This is a genomic window from Pelagicoccus sp. SDUM812005, from assembly GCF_031127875.1.
Lineage (GTDB): Bacteria > Verrucomicrobiota > Verrucomicrobiia > Opitutales > Opitutaceae > Pelagicoccus.
Genome location: NZ_JARXIA010000005.1, coordinates 135201 through 157587, shown reverse-complemented (window position 1 = coordinate 157587; position 22387 = coordinate 135201). Strand labels below are relative to the sequence as shown.

15 protein-coding genes are annotated in these 22387 nt (G+C 59.3%); 11 read left to right on the top strand and 4 right to left on the bottom strand.

Annotated features, from left to right (window positions below; translation table 11 throughout):
- Window positions 1–44: 44 nt before the first annotated feature.
- Window positions 45–1967 carry a DUF5060 domain-containing protein gene (locus QEH57_RS08170; RefSeq protein WP_309006223.1) on the top strand — a complete coding sequence of 641 codons (1923 nt, stop codon included), beginning with the start codon at window positions 45–47 and terminating at the stop codon, window positions 1965–1967.
- 162 nt (window positions 1968–2129) lie between these two features.
- Here QEH57_RS08170 and QEH57_RS08165 read toward each other — a convergent pair whose 3' ends face one another.
- On the bottom strand, window positions 2130–2861 hold the full coding sequence (locus QEH57_RS08165) for a hypothetical protein (RefSeq protein WP_309006222.1): 732 nt from the start codon (window positions 2859–2861) through the stop codon (window positions 2130–2132).
- Between the two features lie 157 nt (window positions 2862–3018).
- On the opposite strand from QEH57_RS08165, the gene QEH57_RS08160 reads away from it, so the two are divergent.
- Window positions 3019–3606 (top strand): hypothetical protein, encoded by a 588-nt coding sequence (locus tag QEH57_RS08160; protein WP_309006221.1) that lies wholly within the window; start codon window positions 3019–3021, stop codon window positions 3604–3606.
- Window positions 3607–3711: 105 nt separating this feature from the next.
- Here the strand turns inward: QEH57_RS08160 and QEH57_RS08155 are convergent, their stop codons facing one another.
- On the bottom strand, window positions 3712–4389 hold the full coding sequence (locus QEH57_RS08155) for a DUF6515 family protein (RefSeq protein WP_309006220.1): 678 nt from the start codon (window positions 4387–4389) through the stop codon (window positions 3712–3714).
- Window positions 4390–4612: 223 nt separating this feature from the next.
- Between QEH57_RS08155 and QEH57_RS08150 the strand changes: the two genes are divergently transcribed.
- The gene (locus QEH57_RS08150; protein ID WP_309006219.1) at window positions 4613–5764 is read left to right on the top strand and encodes a hypothetical protein; all 1152 of its coding nucleotides are present in this window, start codon (window positions 4613–4615) and stop codon (window positions 5762–5764) included.
- Window positions 5765–5813: 49 nt separating this feature from the next.
- Here QEH57_RS08150 and QEH57_RS08145 read toward each other — a convergent pair whose 3' ends face one another.
- On the bottom strand, window positions 5814–6785 hold the full coding sequence (locus tag QEH57_RS08145) for a TIM barrel protein (protein WP_309006218.1): 972 nt from the start codon (window positions 6783–6785) through the stop codon (window positions 5814–5816).
- Between the two features lie 200 nt (window positions 6786–6985).
- Here QEH57_RS08145 and QEH57_RS08140 point away from each other — a divergent pair, with 200 nt between their 5' ends.
- The 4 genes from QEH57_RS08140 to QEH57_RS08125 all read left to right on the top strand — a co-directional run bounded on the left by QEH57_RS08140 (window position 6986) and on the right by QEH57_RS08125 (window position 11853).
- A complete protein-coding gene (locus QEH57_RS08140) occupies window positions 6986–7438 on the top strand; it encodes a hypothetical protein (protein WP_309006217.1) in 453 nt (150 codons plus the stop codon).
- 92 nt (window positions 7439–7530) lie between these two features.
- Entirely contained in the window at window positions 7531–8271 is a 741-nt protein-coding gene (locus QEH57_RS08135) for a hypothetical protein (RefSeq protein ID WP_309006216.1), read from the top strand.
- A gap of 36 nt (window positions 8272–8307) precedes the next feature.
- Window positions 8308–9429 (top strand): ABC transporter substrate-binding protein, encoded by a 1122-nt coding sequence (locus QEH57_RS08130; protein WP_309006215.1) that lies wholly within the window; start codon window positions 8308–8310, stop codon window positions 9427–9429.
- Between the two features lie 6 nt (window positions 9430–9435).
- Window positions 9436–11853, top strand: coding sequence for a response regulator (locus QEH57_RS08125; protein WP_309006214.1), 2418 nt, complete (start codon window positions 9436–9438; stop codon window positions 11851–11853).
- A gap of 32 nt (window positions 11854–11885) precedes the next feature.
- Here the strand turns inward: QEH57_RS08125 and QEH57_RS08120 are convergent, their stop codons facing one another.
- Entirely contained in the window at window positions 11886–16022 is a 4137-nt protein-coding gene (locus tag QEH57_RS08120; protein ID WP_309006213.1) for a PVC-type heme-binding CxxCH protein, read from the bottom strand.
- A 162-nt stretch (window positions 16023–16184) separates the two neighbouring features.
- Here QEH57_RS08120 and QEH57_RS08115 point away from each other — a divergent pair, with 162 nt between their 5' ends.
- The 4 genes from QEH57_RS08115 to QEH57_RS08100 all read left to right on the top strand — a co-directional run bounded on the left by QEH57_RS08115 (window position 16185) and on the right by QEH57_RS08100 (window position 22283).
- Entirely contained in the window at window positions 16185–17555 is a 1371-nt protein-coding gene (locus QEH57_RS08115) for an SGNH/GDSL hydrolase family protein (RefSeq protein ID WP_309006212.1), read from the top strand.
- Between the two features lie 313 nt (window positions 17556–17868).
- Window positions 17869–19983, top strand: a complete 2115-nt coding sequence (locus QEH57_RS08110; RefSeq protein ID WP_309006211.1) for a DUF1549 domain-containing protein — start codon at window positions 17869–17871, stop codon at window positions 19981–19983.
- A gap of 28 nt (window positions 19984–20011) precedes the next feature.
- Window positions 20012–21304 (top strand): DUF1501 domain-containing protein, encoded by a 1293-nt coding sequence (locus QEH57_RS08105; protein ID WP_309006210.1) that lies wholly within the window; start codon window positions 20012–20014, stop codon window positions 21302–21304.
- A 31-nt stretch (window positions 21305–21335) separates the two neighbouring features.
- Complete coding sequence (locus tag QEH57_RS08100; RefSeq protein WP_309006209.1) at window positions 21336–22283, top strand: c-type cytochrome domain-containing protein; 948 nt, start codon at window positions 21336–21338, stop codon at window positions 22281–22283.
- Window positions 22284–22387 lie beyond the last annotated feature (104 nt).

The following is a 22387-nucleotide window of genomic DNA, read 5'->3' as shown; positions in this document are numbered from 1 at the left end:
CCTGGCCGATGGGACGAAGCGTTCGCTACATTTCCCCCAACCCAATGAATCAAAATCTAGCTTTTCTAGCTGGGCGTCGCCTACGTACGGCTGCCCTCGTACTTGGCTCCTTCGGAGCCAGCATCTTCGCTTCCGCGCGAGACCACGGAGATGGATCCGTGGTGGTGGCGGGCGAACTTAGCCAGTGGCACGCGGTCACCTTGGACCTGGCCGGCCCGTATGCGAAGGAGGGGGACACGGCTCCTCGCACCTTCCGCGACTACTCGTTTTTCGTAACGTTTACCCATGAGTCGGGAGTGCCGAGCTACACGGTGCCTGGCTACTTTGCGGCGGACGGCGACGCGGGCAACACTTCGGCGGATGCGGGGACGGTTTGGCGCGCTCACTTGTCGCCCAGCAAGACGGGGACTTGGCGTTACCGCACGCACTTCGCGCAGGGCGAGGACGTTGCGGTCGATCCAGCGGCGGGAAAGCCCTTGGCTCCCTACGATGGGGTGAGCGGAAGCTTCGTCGTGACGGCGTCGAAGAAGGCGGCTCCGGACTTTCGGGCGCAAGGCCGCTTGCAGTACGTGGGCCAGCGTTACCTGCGCTTCGCCGGGGACGGCTCCTACTTTTTCAAGGCTGGGCCGGATGCGCCGGAGACGATGCTCGCCTACACGGATTTCGACAACACGGTGACCTTCAAGGAAAAGAAGGGCCCGCTCAAGGACTGGTCGCCGCACTTGGGCGACTGGAAGCCGGGCGACCCGACTTGGGGCGAAGGGCGCGGAAAGGCCTTGATCGGGGCCATGAACTACTTGAACGAGGCGGGCGCTAACTCGGTATCCTTCCTGACCTACAACGCGGGCGGCGACGGCGACAACGTTTGGCCTTTCGTAGAGCGTAACGACAAGTTCGTCTACGATTGTTCGAAGCTGGATCAATGGAACGTCGTTTTCAGCCATGCTCAAAGCCTAGGCCTGTTCCTGCACTTCAAGACTCAGGAAACGGAGAATGACGATCAACGTTTTCAGGCGAAGCGAGAAGAGCGAGACATCCCGGAAGCCTTGGACGGAGGCCTGCTGGGGCCGGAGCGCAAGCTTTACTATCGCGAGCTGGTGGCCCGCTTTGGGCATCACCTCGCCTTGAATTGGAACCTGGGAGAGGAGAATACGCAGACTTACGAGGAGCAGCGCGATATGGCGCACTTTCTCGATTCTATTGATGCGTACGATCACCCGATCGTGATCCACACGTATCCAAACCAGCAGGACGACGTCTATCCTCGCCTGTTGGGGACGCAGAGCGCTCTTGTGGGAGCTTCGCTGCAAAACGAGTGGAACGACGCGCATCGCCGTACGCTGCAGTGGATCGAGGCGTCCGAATTGGCCGGCAAGCCTTGGGTTTGTCCGAACGACGAGCAAGGTCCTGCAGGGATGGGCGTGCCTCCCGATCCCGGATACAAGGGCTTCGACGGCATGGCGACTGGCCGTCATGGCGAATCGTACGATTTGCACGACGTGCGCAAGCTGACGCTGTGGGGCAATCTCATGGCGGGCGGAGCTGGCGTGGAGTACTATTTTGGATACAAGCTACCTGAGAACGATTTGGTGGCGCAGGATTACCGCAGCCGCCATCAGTCCTGGAAGTACGGGCGCATCGCTATCGATTTCTTCCAGGAGAGCGGGCTTCCCTTCGAGCGCATGCGCAATGCGGATGCCTTGGTGGGCAACCCGGAACGCAAGAACGGGAACTTCTGCCTGGCGGAAGCGGGCAATGCGTACTTGGTCTACTTGCCGGAAGGCGGCGAAGTGAAGCTCGATCTGAGCGGCGCCAGCGGCAAGTTCAAGGTGGATTGGTTCAATCCGCGTGAAGGCGGCAAGCTGCTGAAGGGCTCGGTCAAGAGGGTCGAAGGCGGAGGCAAGGTTTCCTTGGGGAAGGCTCCGGCGGATCCGAGCGAAGACTGGGCGATCCTAGTTACTCGTTAAGCCGTATCCGCTTATAAATTACATTTCGATAGGGTAGGAGCGGCTCACCGGAGGGTGGGCCGCTTTTTTTGCTTATCCGCAAATGCAGTGGAGATCGCGGATGGAAGGGCTGGCGCCTTGGGGCTGGAGCGTCGGCCCGGTTTAGGCGATGCGGAGCGGGGCCTAGGGTTTCGGCTTTTTTAGGATCCAGCTTTTGACGAAGACGCCGATGAGCACGCCGGTGGTGAGCACGCCCCAGAAGATGAAGGGGCTTTGCTTTTCGAAGCCGTGGCGCAGGTTCATGCCGAGCAAGGTGGCGAAGGCCATGACGGGAAAGGTGAAGGCGGCGAGCACGTTGAGCTTGTGCTGGGCGGCTGCGATTTCTTCGGAGCGGACGTACTGTTGCTCGGCCTTTTGGGCGATGCGGAAGTCGAGGGCGGCCCGGAGGTCGGCGAGGAGGATTTCGAAGGCGCGGGAGACGTCCATGGCGGAGTCGCGCACGCCGATGAAGTAGCGGTAGTCTTTGGTCAGCTCGCGGGCGCGCTGCATGGCGCTGGCCATGTTGGCGGAAGAGCGCTTGAGGGGGGTGACCGCTTCGATGAGGTCGAAGAGTTCGGCGGCGCCGGAGTCGAGCTTGTAGCGGTTTTCCAGCTCTTCCCAGCGGGCCCGGTAGTCGGCGATGAGCTGGTTGAGTTGGGCGACGCCGTCGGGCTTGCCGTTGCAGAGGAGCTGCTCGTCGGGGGTGAGGAGGAAGAGGATGTGCTCGCGGCGGAGGTCGTCTTCGTTGGGCGGACGGTGCAGGACGAGCAGGAGGTGGTCGGCTTCCAGGATGGCTCGCTGCGGGCCGTAGGAATCTTCGCTGAGGCGGGACTCGATTTCGGGAGGGAGGTGCCAGTCGTAAGCTTTGCGGGGCATGGAACCGGTTGATGGCCAAATACGTATCGATGGGCAAGCTTTCCTGCAGGAGGCGGCCGAGCAGGGGGCGAGCGAAGTTCCGGGGAGGAGGGATTGCGGACTCCTTTGCAACTAAATTTGCGGTTTGGCCGTAAGCTCTCTATGTATGTTGTTTGTGATGAGCCCCCTAAAAAACGTTTTACCCCGCATCCTTTCGCTCGCGACGCTGCTGTTTCTCGCGGGCTGCGAGACCTTCCAGGAAACGCCGGATAGCGATACTTTCATTTTTCTAGATCCGGAGGAGACGCTATACGTCCGGATGATCATTGCCCCGGACTTGATGATGGAGCAGGCCTACCCCGAGCTCTCGGAGACGGTAAAGGAGCGACGCTACGAGCAGTACCTTACGTCTATGCGTTCGCTGCTGCAGATCTACCGCTTCCCGATGGACGTCTATCTGCTGGAAGAGCTGGAGTCGCCCGGCGAGGGCCCTTTGCTGGAGCTCTTTGCGGTGAGGTGGGAGCAGGATCGAATGGGAGAGATCAAGGTGACTTTGAAGGCCAAGCTAGAGCGCTACGGAGAATTGAATACCTTGGGCACCTTTACCAGCCATGAAATGCCGAGCGTGATGAGCAATTACGAGCGCTCGGAGCAGGTGTTCGTAAGGACCATGGAAGATGCTTTGACGCAGATGTTCAACGAGCTGAACAAGCACTTCGAAACGCCGGCCGAGGAAGCCTTCGTGCAGGAGCCCTTGGATTCTTAGTGGGCTGGAGGGGGTGCCGGCCGAGGAGGGCGCCCCGGAAAACTTGTAGGCGGCCCACCGAATCGATGGGCCGCCTAGTTAAGGAACAAGTTTAGAAAATGTTGATCAGCTCGCTTCCCATGGGGGAAGGATGACTTGGTAGCCGTCGGGAGTCTTCTTGAAGTAGACGCCGTTTTTTTCGAAGTATTCGATTTCTTGATACCAAGTGGGGACCGAGTCGGCGGGTAGCTCCTTGGCGGTGGCGCCAACGGGAAGGGCGACCCAGATCAAGCCCTGGGGGCTTTTGCGGAAGAACTGGCCGTTTTTCATGACCAGTTCCCTTTCGCCGTCCACCCAGACGGAGTAGGGCGTTACGGCTGGGGTCGCATCGGCTGCGACGGCGGGCGCGGAGCTCTCCTTTTCGACGACTACGATCTCGGGCTCGTCGACGACGATGTAGCGGTCGGCCCGCTTGACGTAGTAGACGGTTCCGTAGCGGTAGTAGGTGTGGCCGCCGATCACGACTTTGGCGTAGCCGCGCGGGAGCTTGCGGATTGCGGCGCCTCGAGGGGCCTTGACGCTGACGTAGCCGCGCGGCGTTTTCTTGAAGTAGCGTCCCTCATGGTAGTGGTAGCGTTCGTTGCCGACGTGGACGGAGATCGCTCCGTTAGGGAGGCTAAGGCCGATGTTTGCTCCGATCGAAACCCGCGGATTCGCATGTGTTTCGGGAAGCAAGGCTGGAGAGAAGGCGGCGGTGGCGAGCAGGGCCGCGACGAGAAGCGTTTTGGCAGGTTTCGTATTCATGATGATTATGGTTTCGTATCAGAGTACGAACTAGACCCTGCAACAGATGTAGTCGTTTCATTACATTATTGTAATGGGAGAACGGATTCGGTGCGGAGCTGGATGCTGTAAAATCACACTTTAATTGAGTAAAAAAACATGGGCGCTTCAGGGGGAGCGGAGTAGTATGGGAGCGTGGTTCGCGTGTGCGAGCTGCTCCTTGTTTTATACTTACCCGAACATTATGAAAACCCCGTTGCTGTTTTGCCTCTCCCTCTTGTCGCCTGCCGTATCCTTTAGCCAAGGCTACCTTGAAAAGGATGGGCTGATCTCGATCGAAGCGGAGGATTTCGCTTCCCAGACGCAGGCTGACCTACGGCGTTGGTTCCGTTTCGACGCCTCGACTCCGCCGCATTCCTACGCGGACGCGGACGACGTGCACGTGGAAGGGGCCAGCGGTGGCGCCTACATCGAGATCCTTCCCGATACGCGAACCAATCACGACGAGCCTTTGATCAAGGGTGTCAATTTCAGTCCGGAGCCGGGGCAGATGTGCGTCTTGACCTATCCGATTTGGGTGGACCAGCCCGGCCGCTACTACATCTGGGGTCGGGCCTTCAGTACGGGGCCGGAGGACAACGGGGCTCACTTCGGGCTCGACGGAGCGTGGCCGGAGAGCAGCCGGCGCTTGCAGTTTTGCCAAGGCAAGGAGCAGTGGACTTGGTCGTCGGCCCAGCGGCGTCCGGAGAATCACTGCGGGACGCCTTTGACGCTTTGGGTGGATATCGCGGAAGCGGGGCAGCACACCCTAATGCTCTCGATGCGGGAAGACGGGATCGAGCTCGATAAGATCGTCCTCTCCCGAGACGAGTCGTTCCGACCGGAGGGCGTCGGTCCGGAGGCCACTCGCTACGAACCGGCGCCTCTTCCGGAGCGTACCCGTTTCGTGGATATCAAGAACTACCGATACCTTTGGCACGCGACGGAGGATTTCGAAATCGATAGCTCCGCCGCCGTTCCCTACTATCTGCACCAGCAAAAGGGGGCGCTCGCCATTGACGCAACCAAGCTGGAGTACCGCAATAAGTTCGCTCGTGCGAGCAAGGTATTTAGCCGAAAGAAAGCGCAAACCGTTGACCTCGCCTTGGTGACGCTTGCCGAAACGGATGGAGAAAGTGAATACAGAGTTCTGATTAACGACAAGCTGATCGGAAGCTTCAAGAACCCGGAAACGAGCGAAGACTACAAGGAGGTTACCTTTACGATCCCGCAGGTGACCCTGAATCCGGGGGATGTCGTATCGGTGGAGTCGAACGCGGTTACCAACGGGAAGATTCCGGAAGGGGACGGAACTGCCTTTGCGAGAGGACGTTGGATCGGGTTGGCGCTTCAATAGGCTGCCTGGTGGGAGCGATTGGGCCTGTATTTGAAACTAAAATACAGGCTTAGTAGGAGTCTGCTTGGCGGTAGGCTTCGATCACGGCCTTTTCGCCTTCCGCGCCTTTGATGGAGTTTCCGTGTTCCATGCCGATGACGAAGTCTTTCCCCTCGGCTTTGCTGCGCTCGTGGATGTACTGGAAAACCTTGCGGTAGTTGATTTCACCGGTGCCGGGCTCCTTGCGTCCGGGGTTGTCGCCCGCTTGGAAATAGCCGATCTCGCTCCAGCACTTTTCGATGTTGGGGATGAGGTTCCCTTCCGAAATCTGCTGATGGTAGATGTCGAATAGGATCTTGCAAGCCGGGCTGTCGACGGCCCGACAGAGGGCGAAGGCTTGGTCGGAACGCTCGAGGAAAACGCCGCCGTGGTTGGCGTGCCAGTTGAGCGGCTCGAGCACCATGGCGATGTCGTGCGGCTCGAGGATCTCGGCGCAGCGACGCAGCATATCGATGGCGTTGGCGGTTTGGTAGCCTTCGGAGAGGCGGCTGCCGCCCGAGCGCTTCCATTGCCCTTGGTCGGCGTACTGCTGGTCTACGGATCCCGGCACGACGGTAACGTGGCTAGCGTTGACGCGTTTGGCGACTTCCACGGCGCTGCGGATTTGGGCGAGAATTTCTTCCGTCGATTCCGGATCCGGTCGCACGAAGGTTGGCCTGTCGAAGCTGACGTAGGCGACGAAGACGCCCATTTTCATCCCGAGGCTTTCGAGGGTTTGGCCGATCTGGGCCTGTAGCTCCACGGGGCGCTTGGCGAGGCCGTTGTCTTCCCAGGCGGTGAAGCCCTGGTCGGCTGCGAATTTGATTTGCTCGATGATGTCCTCGCCGGCGGAGGCTTTGAACATGCCGGGATGGGGCGCGTAGCGAAGCTTGAAAGGGGAAGGGCTGTTGCTGGCGGCTCTGAGGCTTGGGGGGAAGAGGGGTGCGGTGGCGAGGGCGGCTCCGGCTAGGAGGCCGTGGCGAACGAAGTCTCTGCGTTTCATAGGGGGGATAGTTGGGTTTTGGATACGTTAGCGAAGCGACGGAGGGCCGTTCGCCTTAGGGTGCTTGCAGTATCGAGGCGGAGCGTTCGATTTAAAGCGTAAAAGAGCGGCTTGGACGGGGAGGGAGCGCTTCATGCTCGAAAGGGACGCAAGCAGGCTCGGAGCTTGCCAGCGACGGTTTTTGCTTTCGTATTGCGGGCATGTCCCAGTCCTCTGCGAATCTCCTGATCAAGCCTTTGAACGACGCTGCCAAAGAGCGCTACCAAAACCACGGCCATTTCCATGACGGGGATGCCGGATTGGACCTCTACACCCTTGAGGAACTGCGGGTGGAGCCGGGCGAGACCAAGTTCATCGAGTTCGGCATCTCCTGCCAACCGACCAACGGGAAGGCCTATTTCCTGATTCCCCGCTCCTCCATCTCCAAGACGCCGCTTCGCATGGCGAACTCGATCGGCCTGATCGACGGCGGCTATCGCGGTCAGATCATGGCGGCGGTGGACAACGTGAAGAGCGAGCCTTACGTGGTGGAAGCGGGCACACGGCTGTTCCAGCTGATCTTTCCCGATTGTTCGCCAATTTCCTACGAATTGGTGGCGGAACTCAGCGAAACGACGCGCGGCAGCGGCGGCTTCGGCAGCACGGGAAAGTAGGCGGAAATCGCCGTAGTTGCGGCTGGTCTTGTCAAAAGCGAGTCAAGAGTTCACGAAATTAGACACCTGAAAAACTTTGCGTAGGTTTTTGCGTGCCTATTCAGACTTACGTATCTCGTTCCTTCGCGACGCGGAGGCTTCGCCTGACCTTGCTCTGCCTTATTTGCCTGCCCGGCTCGCTCTGGGGCGGCGGTTTTGCGGACTTCAACTTTTATCCGGTGTTGACGGAGGAGAACCGGGACTCGGTGGCTACGGTTAACCTCTTTTCGAAGCTGCCCGGACGCTTCCATTACTTCAGCCTGACCAACATCATCAACGCTGAGTCGGGCAAGGAGCTATCGGGACACTACAAGTACTACACGGAGCAAAACCTTCGTTGGGCGATCAAGGAAGACCAGCCGTGGGACCTGACTACCCAGTGGAATTTCAGATCGGGCAAGGACAAGGAGCGGATCCGTTTCGGGCTGCGCTTGCGGGCCAGCGACGTGAAGCCTTGGGAATCTTTTTTTGAGTCGATCCATTTGAGCTACTCGGTGAATTTCCACTTGGTGCAGCTCGACCACGAGGATGCGGACGTTTGGCAAATGGAGCATGCGTTCCGTAAGACCTTTCCTGACATTTCGGATCGCCTCTACCTGGCTGGCTTCGTGGACCATACCTTCGGGGAGGACCTGCCGGCGGGGTATCCGGACGCCCCGATCGTGGGCGAAGCGCAGTTGGGATGTCGTTTGACGGGAGACTGGAATCTGGTGGCCGAGTATAGGATTAACGAATACAGGAGGGCCTCTACCAAGAACTTGGGGATCGGGATCCAGTATGTTTATCGTTGGTAGGCTTGCGAGAGCAGCTAAGTTAAGGAGTATGTACGTATGTTGAGGAAAATCGTTCTAGGGCTTTGCCTTTGCTTGCTTGCGGGCTGCGGTCCGAAGGAGGCGGATACGGTGAGCGTTGGCTTTATCGGTCCCCTGTCGGGCAACGCGGTGGACCTCGGCTTGGCGCCGTCCAAGGCGATCGCGCTGGCTATTCGCGAATACAACGAGTCGCGCGGCCCGAGGGATCCCTTGGTGGCTTTCGCCTTCGAGGACGACGGTTGGGACGGAGCGAATGCGGTCCCCCTCTACGACAAGCTGCGGAAGGAGCACGACATAGACGTCCTTTTCATCAGCCATTCCGATGGGACGACCGCCCTGCAGGAAAAGGTTTTGGCGGACGGGGTCCTTTTGGTGAATTCGCTCAACAATGACGAGCTGCTTTCGGCCATGAACGAAAACACCTTCGTCATCGGGAAGAAAACGGAGGAGGCGGCGCAGTTGGTGGCGGCCCGCGTGGAGGAGCTGGGCAAGACGAAGGTGGGCGGCTTTTACGTGACGAACTCTTTCATGACGATCTCCGCGACCGCGTTTTCCGAGCATTTGCAGCGTCGTGGGGTGGAGGTCGAGCTCTTGCCAGTAGCTATCTCGAAGGTCGACTTCGAGGCTGAATTGAAAGCGTTCCAGGCGGACGGATGCGATGCGCTCGCATTTTTTGGATACAAGAATCTTGGCTTCGCCATGAAGCAGGCCCGTGAGCTGGGCATGGAGGCGCCTTTTTTCGCGTCGACCACGACCTTGGGCGACGGTTACTACGAGAACTCCGAGGGAACCTTGGAGGGAACCGAATTTTCCTTTTTCACGGCGAACGACGGAAACTACATTTTGGGCCACCAGTTCCTAGACCGCTATCAAGCGGCTTACGGGCAGGAGCCGTTTTCGGTTTGGCCGCCGATGCAGGCCTACGATGCGGCCAACATGCTTCTCAGCGTGATCCGGGCGGGAGGGCGCGAGAGCGATGAACCCTTGGTGGAATGGCTCAAGCGCGGACTGCATGGGATCAACTACTACCAAGGCGTTTGCGGCAATTTGGCGATCAAGGCGGACGGGAGTTCGCGCGGCATCTACTTCTCGCTTTACGTGGTTCGAGGCCCGGGAATCGTGGAGAAGGTGAAGCGTTAGGCGCCGATGAAGATTCGTACGAAGCTGTCCTTGGCCTTTGGCCTCATGTTCGCGATCATCGTCTCGATCGTTTGGTTCAACCGTGTGGTCGCTACCGACGCGAAGGAGAGTTTCGAGAGCTACAAGAACGACATCGAGCCGGTGGTCGAGCTTCTCAGGAAACTCAAGCAAGCGAACAGCGAGCTGCAGCTCCTGCTAGTAAAGCGGATCAACGACTCAGGCTCGTTTACGCTCGAGGAGCAGTCTCGCTTGAAGGGCTTGGTAGAGGTGGAGCTGCCTTTCATCAACGATACGTTGAGAAGCGTGGACCTTTCCGTTCTCGCGGCTGAACGTTTCGTCCCTGCGGACGAGAGCTTGATCTCGCAGACCCGACGACAGTTGGAGATTGTCCAGGAAGCGATGGAGCGATTGCCGTATTTGGAAAACCCCTACGACGTCGAGGATACCTTGCTTAGGTTGGCGGAGCTGAAGCAGGATCTGGAGTCGGTGAGCCGGGCGGTCGAGTTGCATGTGCACGGTTTGCTTTTCGAGCTGGAGAAGCAAAGTGAAGCCTACCGGCAGACCTTGTCGGAGGACTTGGATCGCATGAGTCGGAGCACGCTCTACCTCGGTTTATTTGGCTCGGTTATCGCCTTGCTGCTGGTGGCTCGGGTTATTTCGAAAATCGGCCGCCAAATCGCCTCCCTGGAAGAGGGAATGCGCGCGATCGAGCAAGGAGATCTGGAAGCTCAGATCGAAGTATCCGGAAAGAGCGAGTTGGCCCGGCTGGGCCGTTTTTTCAACCAGATGACTGCTTCCTTGCGCGAGACGCGCTCCAGCCTGGAAACGGCCCGCGACGCCGCTGAAGTGGCGAACAACGCGAAATCTGAGTTTTTGGCGAATATGAGCCATGAGATCCGCACTCCCATGAACGGGGTGATCGGCATGACGGATCTCTTGCTGGAAACGAAGCTCGAGCCGGAGCAGTATCGCTACGCCAAGAGCGTGAAGCAGAGCAGCGAGTCCTTGCTCTACATCCTCAACGACATCCTCGACTTTTCCAAGATCGAGGCGGGCATGTTGGACATCGAGACTATCGATTTCGAGCTTCTGAACGTGCTGGACGATGTCTCCTCGACGCTCAGTTTGAGCGCTTTGGACAAGGGCCTAGAGTTGGTTTGTGGAGCGGATCCGGTCGTTCCGCATCACCTGAGGGGCGATCCGGGCCGCTTGCGGCAGATCTTGGTGAATCTAGTCGGGAACGCGATCAAGTTCACCGATGAGGGAGAGGTCGTTGTTTCGGTGACTCTGGAGGAGTCGAGCGATACCGAGGCGACGCTCCGCTTTTCGGTACGGGACACGGGGATCGGAATTCCGGAGGAGAAGCGAGACAAGCTGTTCGGGAAATTTTCGCAGCTGGATGCGTCCCATACTCGCAAGTATGGAGGGACGGGGTTAGGCTTGGCGATTTCGCGGCAGCTGGCAGAGATGATGGGAGGCGACACGGGAGTGATCAGTCCCGTGGAAAGAAAGGGTGTATCCACAAAAGGAGGACCGGGATCGGAGTTCTGGTTTACGGCCCGTTTCGCGTTGCAACGAAATTGGGTACGCAAGGTCCGGGAAAGTTCGAATCTGTCCGGGTTGCGGGTCTTGCTAGTGGACGACAACGAAACGAATCGAGAGTATTTGTCCGTTAGGCTGCGTTCGTGGGGCATGGAGACGACACTAGCTGAAAGTGGACGCGACGCATTGGCCCTGATAAAGCCTGACGCATTTGATTTGGCGATCGTGGATATGCAGATGCCGGAGATGAGTGGTCTGGAATTGGCGAAGCAGATCGATGCGCCGGACTTGAAGCTGGTGATGCTCACTTCGGTCGACGGGGGCGGCGAGATGCGGCAGTGCGAGCAAGTCGGCTTCGTAGGCTACCTCTGCAAGCCGGTTCGCCACGAGGAACTTTTCCTAACGCTGACGATGGCAATGGAGAAGGGTAGGGACGCGTCGGAGTCGAGTATGGTGACCTTGGAAAGCGCCAAGAGCCGCGAGTTCGACTTTTCGGATCGCGACGTGGCCGTGTTGGTGGCGGAAGACACCTTGACCAACCAGATTGTGGTGAAGGGAATTCTCAAGAAGCTAGGCATCAATTGCGACATCGCCAACAATGGACAGGAGGCGGTCGATCGGATGAAGGAAAAGGCTTACGACTTGGTGCTGATGGACATGCAGATGCCGATCTTGGATGGGATCGAGGCGACTGCCATAATTCGAGACAAGGCCTCCGGAGTGCTGCGTTCGGATGTTCCGATCGTGGCGGTGACGGCGAATGCGATGGAAGCGGATCGCAACAAATGTATCGAGGCAGGCATGGACGATCACATCACCAAGCCGATTTCAAAGCTCGGTTTGGTATCGGTGCTCGACCGTTGGCTAGCTAGCAAAACCTGAGCTCAGGCGACCGCGGAGGCGTGAGGCCCGCTTTAGTCGTTGTTTTCTGGATACTTTTTTGAAAGTTCTTCAGCGGTCCAAAAGCCGACCTTGTCAGAACTGCTGGAGCGGACCTTGGCGACCTGCTCCGGGGAGATCGGGTTGGCTCCGTTGCTCCAGGCATTGCGAACGTAGGTGAGCACGTCTGCGATCTCCTGGTCCGAAAGGATGCCTGCGAATTGGGTCATGGGCACGTGCCCGGGGTAGCGGACGCCGTTGACTTCCACGGGACCGAGCAGGCCGTGGAGGGTGAGGTCGATGAGGCGTTCCGCGGAGCCGTTGACCCATTTCGTTCCATCGAGTGGAGGGAACTGAGCGGCGGGGAGGCCGAGCCCGTCGGCTTGGTGGCAAGTTGCGCAGTGTCCTTCGCGGCGGTAGATCTCGGCTCCTCGTTCCCACGATTCTCGGCTGGCTGCGTCGAGGTGGGCCGGGGCTGGGTCGCCCTTTGTTACTGCTTGTCGAGCTTCGCCGCCCAGGTTGGCGAGGCTTTGCTGGTAGGCGTTTTGCGTCCAAGCATCGAGGGGCTTCTGGCCGGCGAGCTCGATAGCTTTGCGGGCGTCAGGGTTGTCGAGCCAAGACGCGGCAACGATGGCTTCTAGGCGGACGCGGCCGTGGGGATCTGAGGCCGCGGCTTGCAGGAGCTCGCTGTGATCGGGGAATTCATCGAGGTGGTAGCCGAGGGCGCGGACGGCGGCAGAGCGGACTTCGGGAGTGCGAGACTGAAGGAGCTGGCGAAGCAGGTCGGTATCGATCCTATTGATACCCCAGGAAACCCAAAGGGCTTCAAGCAGGAAGCGCTCGTGCTCAGGATGGCTTGTATCCAAGTTTTCGATCCAGCTTTTTAGGGCGGGGAGCAGCTCCGTGGCATTGCGTCCGCGCAGCTCGCGTCGTGTGCGGTAGCGGGTTCTGATTTCGGGAAGCTTCAGGTTGTCGAGGAGACTTGCGATAGTGGCTCCGTGGATGGGGGCGGGATCGACGAGCGGCCGTTCTTTGTGGGTGACTCGATAGATGCGGCCGTGGGCATGGTCGCGGAGGGGGTCGCGGGCATTGTGTTGCATGTGCCCGACGAGCTGGTTGTGCCAGTCGACGAGGTAGAGGGATCCATCAGGCGCGAATTCGAGGTCGACCGCCCGGAAATTTGGATCGGAGGAGCGAAACAGGTTTTGTCGGAACTCGCTGCGGTAGCCTGTACCGTCGTTTTGGATACTGTGTTGCTTGGCGCCGAGGAAGCCGATGCAATTGTTGAGCAGGTAGTCGCCTTGCACTTCGTCGGGGAAGTGACGGCTGGAGACGAATTCGAGTCCAGAGGTGGGGCGCACACGGTGTTTTTGGGGGATGAGACTCTCGGTACCGAAGGTAATTTGGCCGTAGCGGGTCTTCACCTGGATAGGCAGCATCCAGAATAGGTCGGAATGGGAGGTGGCTAGGATGAAGTCTTGCCCCCACTGGTCGGTGGCGATGCCCCACGGGTTTGGCAGGTGGCTTTGCACGAGACGGCGGAGTTCCTGCCGGTTCGGGTCGAATCGGAAGACGCCTCCGTTAACTCCGCGAATGGGGCCGTATGCGGTTTCGACGTTGGTGTGCAAGTATACGCCTTCGCTCATGAGGATGCCGCCTGCGGGATCGGCGTGAAATGCGGATATGGCGTGGTGGGTATCGTGGGTATCGAATCCGGACAGGATGATCTCGCGGGAGTCGGCGCGGTCGTCGCCGTCCAAGTCGCGCAAAAGGACAAGGTTGGGCGCCTGCGATAGGTAAACCCCTTCGGGGGCGAGCTCGAATCCGGTTGGGAGGTGTAGTTGGTCCGCAAATACGGTTTGCTTGTCCGCTTTGCCGTCGCCGTCGGTGTCTTCCAGGATGAGGAGCTTGTCGTTGGGTTTGGGGTCGCCTGGTTTGTAGTGCGGGTAGCTGGGCATGACCGCGACCCAGAGACGGCCCTTGTTGTCGAAGGATAGCTGCACGGGATTGGCGAGGTCGGGGAATTCGACTTCGGAGGCGAAGAGCTCGATGCGGTAGCCTTCGGCGGTGGCGATGGAGTCGAGGGCGTCCTGGCCGTAACGGTAGGGGTTCTTGACGGCGCGGTCGGGGGCGTTGGTCCTTATGGGACTGAGGGGCCGGGTCGCCGCGTCGGCTGCGGCGAGGTCGAAGGGCTCGTCGGCGAGGAGGCTCCAAATGGCGCGGTCGCGGTTGGCGGTGAGCTGGCGAGTCTTTTCGATTTCTTCGGGATAGTTCTCGTCGCCGAACGGCTGGAAGCGGCGACCATGGGTGTGCACCCCGTTGGGAATTTGGTAGTCGTGCAGCCAATACCAGTCTTTGTCGAGGACGGCGCGGCGCAGCGCTTCGGTCTTCTCGTCGGAAAAGGAAGCTCGGCGGGAACCGGGGAAGAGGGCGTCGGCGAGGAGCGGGGCGAGGCGTCGGTAGCCAGCTTTGTTGAGGTGGGCTCCGTTGACGGTGAGGACTTCGTCGCTGCTTTCGAACCAGCTCTGGGTGGGAGAAAAAAGGTCGACGAAGGCGACGCCTTTTTCGGCGGCCACTTGGCGCATGGCGGCGGCGTAGAGGGCGAGGTTGCGGTTGGCGCTTGCTCCGTCCGCCAAGTCGCGGTGTCGGGACAGGTCTTGGAACGCGATGGGGGAAACGAGGGCGAGCTGGGGCGGGGCGTCGCCTTTCTTGTTTTGGGCAAGGGTGTGGTCGATGAATGCGGAGAGCTCGCCGCGAAAGGCCTCGAGTCCGTCGGGGCCCGCGAAGGATTCGTTGAAGCCGTAGCAGGCGAGGATGAGGTCCGGATCGATGTCGGCGAGCCATTGGTCGTCGCTGGGGAAATGCCCTTTGCCGGAGTGGTACTGAAGCTCGGGATGGAACGCCGCGGCGCCGGGAAAGGCCCATTGGCTGTCGCGGGAGGGATGGGGCCGAAAGCCGGCGGTGAAGCCCGACCGGCTGAGGTTGCGCAGGAATAGCTTGTGTTCTGGGAAGCGAAGGTGGAGTTCGGTCTCGAAGAAGCCGTGGTAGAGCATGCGCTCGCTCAGGCCGTTGCCTAGAACTGCGACTCTAGCGTTTTTGTTTAAGCGGAGGCCGGCTTGGGCTTTTGTTTGTTTGTCGAGGGTCTCGAGCTCGTCTTCGCTCAGGATTGAGCGGGCGAAATGGCCCATGCGGTAGTCGGAGACCCGCAGGCCGCGCTTGAGAAAGTAATCCTTCGCTTGGAAGCCGTAGAAGGAAGGGGTGTAAGGATCGACCAGGGTGACGTCGGCTTTTTCGGGTACGGGAAGGTCGAGCAGGTGGTAGGCTGCATTTACGAAGAGGCGTCGGAGGTCCTCGACTTGCAGGTCGTAGGCGGCGCCCGCTGTAGTGGCGAAGCAGATACCGCTGCCGTTCCCGTCGGGCGTCGGGTAGTCTTTGAGCCACGCGAGCGGCATCATTGGCTTGTTTTGGGGACCGTCGACGATGGCGGAATCCGGCTCGAGGCTTTCGGTGACGGCTCCGCGGAGCAATACGGTGGCGGCTTGTTGGTCGAGGTGTTGGATGCCGTAGATATCGCTCCAGGTGAAGATGTCCTTAACGGAGTTGAGCACGGGGTGGTCGACGTTTTCCGGAACGATGACGGCCCGGCCGCCTTGGACTTTGTGTTTCCCGTGGTGGCTGAGCCAGTTTTCGCCGACCACGTTTTTGCCGAAGTTGCGCCAGTCGTAGCCGCCGAAAAAGTCGTCGTTCTTGAATGCGTGGGTGGCGGTGCGAAATGCGAAGACGGGTTTGCCGGCGTTGAGGTAGTCGAGAATGGGCTGGAGCTGCTCGCCGGGAAGCGTGCGCCAGCGGGTGGCGAGGATGAGGAGGTCGGCCTCGTAGAGCGACTCGAGGTGGGGGATGTTGCGGGTGTGGTTGGGGTTGATGATGTCGGTGCCGGGCTCGATGGCGAAGAGGACGGTGCAATGGAAGCCGTGGCGTTGGCTCAGGAGCTTGGCCAACATCGGGCAGGATTCTTCGGAGCGGTATTCCTCGTCGCCGGACACGAGCACGATCCGTTTCCCGTTGGCGATGGGCGCCGGCGGTTCGAATACGAGGTGGTCGATGATTTCGGCGCTCAGCGGCAGGTGGAAGGCGAGGGCGCAGAGAAGAAGAATGCGGCTAAGTGTATTCATCGCTTGGTGATGGATGGCAGGGGCGTTTTTCTTTGGGTGGGTTGAACGGTGGGGGACGTCCAACCCTTGACGATGGAAGGGGGCAGGTCGATGGCAATTTCCGGAATTCCGGCTGCTTTGCAGCCTTGTGGTTTGGGCGAGGCTGGGAATAGTTCGCTGGGTATGAAAACAGTTGTCCCCACGCTGTCCCTCTTGGCGAGCTTCCTCTTCGCCGCTTTCGCGTTCGCTGCTGCGGAAAAGTCCCCTCCAGCTTTTGCCCAGCCGATCGAGCTGGAAGACGGGGATCGCTTTGTCTTCCTCGGCGACAGCATTACGCACCAATGCCTCTACACGCAGTACGTGGAGACCTATTTTTATACGCGCTATCCGGAGCGGCGTATCCATTTTCGCAATGCGGGGGTGAGCGGCGACGTGGCGAGCGATGCCCTGCTGCGCTTCGACGAAGACGTAGCGGACTTCGAGCCGGACTACGTATCGGTTTTGTTGGGCATGAACGACGGTCGCTACCGTCATTTCGAGCACGAGGTCTTCGCTCGCTACGAGCAAGGAATGGAAGCGCTTTTGGGCAGGATTGGAACGCGGGCGGAAGCGATTCCGATGGGGCCGAGCTATTTCGACACGCGAGCAGTTCGGATGAGCGAACAGGCGGCGAGATGGGTGAAGACGAGGGAAGCGATGCGGGACTACTATCCCTCGGTGCTCGCATTCTATTCCGAGTGGCTGGCGGAGCAGGCTCAGTTGGCGGGCGTTAACTTTGTGGACATGGCGACGCCGATGCGGCGCCTCAGCTTCGAGCAGCGGCGAGTCGATCCAAGCTTTACCTTCGCGAAGGATGCAGTGCACCCGGAGCCTAAGGGCCATGTGGTGATGGCGGCGGCAATGCTGGCGGATGCCTTCCAGATCGAACCTGTGTCGGAAATCAGTCTCACCTTGGACAGGAAAGGGCGTATCGAAAGTTCTTCGGCGAGCGGAAAGCTGGAGAACCTGGTCGCGAAGAAGGGGCGTATCCGTTTTGACTATACGTCCTCCGGCTTGCCTTGGGTCTTGCCGCATGCTGCTCACGAGGGCTACGAGCTGGCGAAAGCGGGGGAGCGATTCAGTCAGGATCTCCTGCGGGTGGTGGGCCTGAAGGCAGGCGTCTACGAACTGAAGATCGATTTGGTGCCGATCGCCCGTTTCACGGCAGGAGAGCTGGAAGTCGGAGTCGATTTGCAGGGCTACTCGCAGGCTCCGCAGTACAAGCAGGCTATGGAGGTGGCTCTCTTGAACAAGGACCGCAACGAGCAGGCGATCAAGCCGCTGCGCGACCAGTGGCTGCATCGAAAGAGCAGGCTGCGCAAAGAAGAGGCGTGGCTGACGGAGAACCCGGAGCACCCCGACTTCGAAAGCCGGAAGTCCCGCTTCGATGCGGACATGCAGGCCTTTTACCGAAAGCTGGAGGAGCTCGAAGCGCTCGCTTTGGAGTTCGAGGACAAGATCTACGAGGCGAACCAAGTTCCGGCCCGAAGCTACGTTTTGTCGCCGGCCGAATAGCTGGTTCGGAATCGCGCGGCGAGGGCGCCTTGCGGCGTGGCGGAGTGGTGGAATTTTCCCAAGCCAGGAAAGGGGAGAGGATCGTGCCTTGGGAATAATTCCAAAGAAGGAGGCTTTGGCGATCTAGCCCTGATGGCGTGTGTTTTGTAAGGCTTTGATCAAGAGCATCTAGCGGAATAGGAGGTGTGCTGGCACAAAGCCTGCAACAAGGATGCTTTTGAGAGAGGTGCTTGCAGGTGTTCACGTTGTTTGGATACAGTGTTCCCTCGATCCCCCCGTCGTGCGTATGTTTTTTATCTACCCAAGTACCGCTATGAAGGCATTCTGCGTTCGTTCCTATTCAGCCGTGTATCGAAGCCTTTTGCTTTGCCTTTGTTGCGGCGGGCTGGCGGCCAGCAGTTTGGCGGTAAGCAAGGTGGAAGAGGCGTCGGCCCGTATCGATGCCCTGGTAGAGAACGCTTTGCGGGAACAAGGCTTGCAGCGTCAGGACCTGACGGATGACGCCACCTTCGTGCGGCGCATCTACCTCGATATCGTGGGGCGTATTCCGACCTATCGCGAAGTCGAGGCGTTCGAGGCATCGGATTCACCCGATAAGCGGGCGGAGTTGATCGATTCGCTCTTGGAATCGCCTGGGTACGCGAGCCATTTCTACAACTACTGGGAGGACGTGCTGCGTATCAAATCCAGAGGGCGCAAGACAGTGATGGTTTCCTACCAGGATTGGGTGAAGCAAACGCTGAGCGAGAACATGCCGTACGACGAATTCGTGCGCAAGCTGGTCTCGTCGAGCGGTTTCGTGTGGGACGATCCGGCGGTGGGTTATTACTTGCGGGACGCTGGCATGCCCTTGGACAACATGTCTAATACGGCTCAGGTCTTTCTTGGAACCCGGATGCAGTGCGCCCAGTGCCATGACCACCCTTTCGATCGCTGGACCCAGCAAGAGTATTATCACATGGCAGCCTTCACCTTTGGGGTGAAGTCATCGGTAAATGGATACAGGAACATTCCGGAGTTCGAGGCGTTCCAGGAAGTCGCCCGCTACGTGCGGCGAGCTCAGCTGAAGGAGGGCGTCCCGATGGATCGTTCGAACCGAGGAGGAATTTCACCGGGGGAGCGCCGGATGATTCGCGACGTCTTCGAACCGCTCGTGACGGAGGTTACGGTCAGCGATCGCAAGCTGAAGTTGCCCGAGGACTACTCTTACAACGACGCGAAGCCAAATCAAGTGATGGCGCCGCGTACGCCCTTTGGCCCGGAGGCGAAGGTCGGCAGGCGGGACAATGCTCAGGAGGTATACGCCAATTGGCTGACCTCGCCCGAGAATCCCCGTTTCGCTAAGTCGATAGCGAATCGCCTATGGAAGAAGGCGATGGGAGTGGGCTTGATCGAGCCGGTTGACGATATCAAGGACGACACGGTGCCCTCGCACCCGGAGTTGATGGACTACCTCGAAACGCTGATGGTCGAGAGCGGTTTCGACATGAAGGCGTACTTGCGGGCGATCTTTAATTCTCGAACCTACCAAAGCTATGTTTCGGACCGGGAGCCGGAGGCGGGCGAGCCGTTCTACTACACGGGGCCCGTACTGCGTCGAATGACGGCGGAGCAGCTCTGGGACTCCGTATTGACTTTGGCAATACCAGACCTGGATGCGAGCGGCCGCGAAGATCCGCAGTTGACGAACCTTCGGGTTCGGGAAATGGAGATGAAGAGCCATGTCGAGAACGTGAAGGAGCTCGACGGCAGGGAGCTGTACGCGATCGTGAAGCGGCTAGGCAGCGTGCAGGAAAACTATCTGGACCTGGAAAAGGAGTTTCAGCAGAAGCTGAACGCTACGGACGACAGGCAGGCGAAAGCTGCCTTGCGGAGGGAGTTTAACGAGATTCGCAGGGAGAAGAACGAAGCGGTCGATACCTTGCTGGCCAAGGCGACGGGGAATGAGCCTTTCGACCGTCGCGAGATGTTGGCGGAGTTGTCCGAAACGGAGGACGACGAGAGTTACGAGGGAATGGATCGCCGGGATGCGAAGCGCTTGCAGCGGGTGCGGAGAAACTTGGTCCGAGCTTCGGAAGTGGTTTCTCCAGCGCCTCCCGGTCACTTCCTTAGGGAGTTCGGCGAGTCCGATCGCGATATCATCGGTAGCTCCACGGACGAGGCCGCCATCCCGCAGGCCCTCTCCTTGCTGAACGGAAATCTCTTTAATCTAATCAACGGGCAACAGTCATTGCTCGTTCAGGAAATGCAGTCGGCGGGCGGAAAGCGTCGCCTCGATGTTGTATTCAAAAGTTTCTACGCCCGCCCTCCGAGCGAGCAGGAGCGTGAGCTCGTGGCCGCCCAGTTGGAGAAGCACGGCCTCCGCAAAGCTTACCAGCAAGTCCTGCTGGCCCTCCTAAATTCGCAGGAATTCCGATTCATTCAATAAGCGCCTTTTAGCCCCCCAAATTACGATTATGAAACCCTTTCTGACCAAGCTCTCCGACATGGACCGTCGCGATTTCCTCGCCTACTCGGCAAAAGCGTTTTTAGGGGTGGGCTTGATGCCTTCGGTGGTCCGTACCACCGCCTTCGCTGCGGACCTGCCCGAGAGTCGTCCCACGGCGAAGAACGTGATCTACCTGTACATGGCTGGAGGTATGAGCCATTTGGATACGTTCGACCTCAAGCAAGGGACTGAGTTTCAGGGCGCGACGCGCTCGATCAAGACGAACGTGCCGGGAGTGCGCATGAGCGCCTACTTGCCGGGCTTAGCCCAGCAGATGGACAAGCTGGCGGTGATCAATTCCATGTTCTCCAACCAAGGGGCGCACGAGGAAGGCCGTTACTTCATGCACTCCAGCTATACCAAGCGTGGCACGATCCAACATCCCGGGATTGGATCTTGGCTGGTGAAGTTTGACGGAAACCGTAATCCCAACCTGCCGGGAGTGGTGCATATCGGCAGTCCGAATCCTGGCGGCAGCAACGGCTTTCTGGAGCAGCGCTACGCCCCCTTGGTGGTCGGCAATCCCGAAGCGGGATTGCAGAATAGCTCTCGCCGGCAGAATATGTCGGAGGAAGAGTTTCGCGACATGGTTTCCCTGACCAATGCGTTCGATGCGGAATTTCATGGTCGTTACAAGCAGCAGAAGAAAGTGGAGGCGTATTCGGAAATGTACGACGACGCCTTGAAGCTCATGCGGAGCCGCGATCTGGCAGCATTCGAAATCGACAAGGAACCGAAGCATTTGCGGGACAGCTATGGCGCGAATCCGTTCGGACAAGGGTGCTTGCTGGCGCGTCGCCTCGTGGAGCACGACGTTCGTTTCGTGGAAGTGACGCTTGGTAATTGGGATACGCATACGAACAATTTCGAACGGGTGGAGGAGAACGCGGCGGTGCTCGACAAGGCGATGTCGACCTTGCTGGCTGATCTGGAGCTGCGCGGCATGCTGGAGGAGACGATGGTGGTCTTGGCCACGGAGTTCGGACGCACGCCGAAGATCAACGAGAACGATGGACGCGACCATTCGCCGACGGCCTTTTCCTGCGTGCTCGCGGGAGGAGGCATTCGTGGAGGACAGGTGTATGGAAAGACGGATACGAGCGGCAAGAACGTGATCGAAAATCGGGTGAACGTGCCTGATTTCAATGCCACTATTGCCTACGCCCTCGGTTTGCCGACCGAGAAGACCGTTTACTCGCCGACCGGGCGGCCGTTCCGCGTGGCCGACAAGGGGCGTCCTGTCCTTGACCTATTTGGCTGAAGCGCCGTTGCGAAAACGAATCACGATTTCAATGACACGAGTGTTCAGCAGAGTTCTCGGCCTTTGCGGCGGGAGCGTTCTTTTCTTGGCATCGACCGGCTACGGCGATGCTCCGGTGGATTTTCAGACGGAAGTTTTTCCGATTTTCGAGGCGCGGTGCTTTAAGTGTCACAGCGACGAGAAGCAGAAGGGCGACCTTCGGCTCGATTCGCCCGCTTGGATCCTGCGCGGGAGCGAAAACGGCAAGGTCCTCACGGCAGGCGACGCGGATGATAGTCCCCTTTATTACCTGACGACCTTCGATCCGGACGATCCCGACTACATGCCGTCGAAAGGCAAGGGCTTGACGAAAGCGGAGCAGCAGCTGCTGAAGCGTTGGATCGATGAAGGAGCGCACTTTGGCGAGGATATGGGCGGAGGCATGATGGCCATGGCGGGCGCGGTTCCTTCACCCAGCGGGGTTGGGAGCAAGTACACCGACGACCTCCCGCTTCCGCCCGCGACCTACGAGATGCCGGAAACGATGGCCGCCGTGGTAGAGAAGCTGGAGGCGATGGGGCTCGCGGTGGACACCGTGAACCACGATGCCAATTACGTGGAGGTTAGCTACACCTACGCGGTGAAGCAAAAGGCGTATTCGCTTTCCCTGCTGGAACCGGTGGCGGGAGCTGTGGTGAAGCTGAACTTCGCTCGCTCCAAGGTCGAGGACGGGCAGCTGGCCGGGCTGGGGAAGTTCAAGCAGGTAAGCCACCTCGATCTGCGAAACACCTCGGTTACGGATGCGGCGCTGGAGGCGGTGGGCGAGCTGGAAGGCCTGGAGTACCTGAACCTTTTTGGCACTTCGGTAACCGATGCGGGATTGGCGAAGCTGCACCGGCTGAAAGGCCTGCGGCGGATCTACTTGCACGGAACGAAGGCGACGCCCCAAGGCATCGCTCGCCTGGAACGGGCCATCCCGGGCTTGAAAGTGGTGCGGTAAGGTTGTTGGGGGCTCGACGCGGAGGCTGGGGAGGGCTCTTGCAGCTACTGTCCACGTCCTTGGCAAGGGCCGCAAAAAAGCCCGCTGCGAGGGAGCGGGCTATT

Bases quoted from the DNA above. Each gene is read 5' to 3' on its own strand.
- QEH57_RS08170 (WP_309006223.1), top strand. From the start codon at position 45: ATGAATCAAAATCTAGCTTTTCTAGCTGGGCGTCGCCTACGTACGGCT.
- QEH57_RS08165 (WP_309006222.1), bottom strand. From the start codon at position 2,861: ATGCCCCGCAAAGCTTACGACTGGCACCTCCCTCCCGAAATCGAGTCC.
- QEH57_RS08160 (WP_309006221.1), top strand. From the start codon at position 3,019: ATGAGCCCCCTAAAAAACGTTTTACCCCGCATCCTTTCGCTCGCGACG.
- QEH57_RS08155 (WP_309006220.1), bottom strand. From the start codon at position 4,389: ATGAATACGAAACCTGCCAAAACGCTTCTCGTCGCGGCCCTGCTCGCC.
- QEH57_RS08150 (WP_309006219.1), top strand. From the start codon at position 4,613: ATGAAAACCCCGTTGCTGTTTTGCCTCTCCCTCTTGTCGCCTGCCGTA.
- QEH57_RS08145 (WP_309006218.1), bottom strand. From the start codon at position 6,785: ATGAAACGCAGAGACTTCGTTCGCCACGGCCTCCTAGCCGGAGCCGCC.
- QEH57_RS08140 (WP_309006217.1), top strand. From the start codon at position 6,986: ATGTCCCAGTCCTCTGCGAATCTCCTGATCAAGCCTTTGAACGACGCT.
- QEH57_RS08130 (WP_309006215.1), top strand. From the start codon at position 8,308: ATGTTGAGGAAAATCGTTCTAGGGCTTTGCCTTTGCTTGCTTGCGGGC.
- QEH57_RS08125 (WP_309006214.1), top strand. From the start codon at position 9,436: ATGAAGATTCGTACGAAGCTGTCCTTGGCCTTTGGCCTCATGTTCGCG.
- QEH57_RS08120 (WP_309006213.1), bottom strand. From the start codon at position 16,022: ATGAATACACTTAGCCGCATTCTTCTTCTCTGCGCCCTCGCCTTCCAC.
- QEH57_RS08115 (WP_309006212.1), top strand. From the start codon at position 16,185: ATGAAAACAGTTGTCCCCACGCTGTCCCTCTTGGCGAGCTTCCTCTTC.
- QEH57_RS08110 (WP_309006211.1), top strand. From the start codon at position 17,869: ATGAAGGCATTCTGCGTTCGTTCCTATTCAGCCGTGTATCGAAGCCTT.
- QEH57_RS08105 (WP_309006210.1), top strand. From the start codon at position 20,012: ATGAAACCCTTTCTGACCAAGCTCTCCGACATGGACCGTCGCGATTTC.
- QEH57_RS08100 (WP_309006209.1), top strand. From the start codon at position 21,336: ATGACACGAGTGTTCAGCAGAGTTCTCGGCCTTTGCGGCGGGAGCGTT.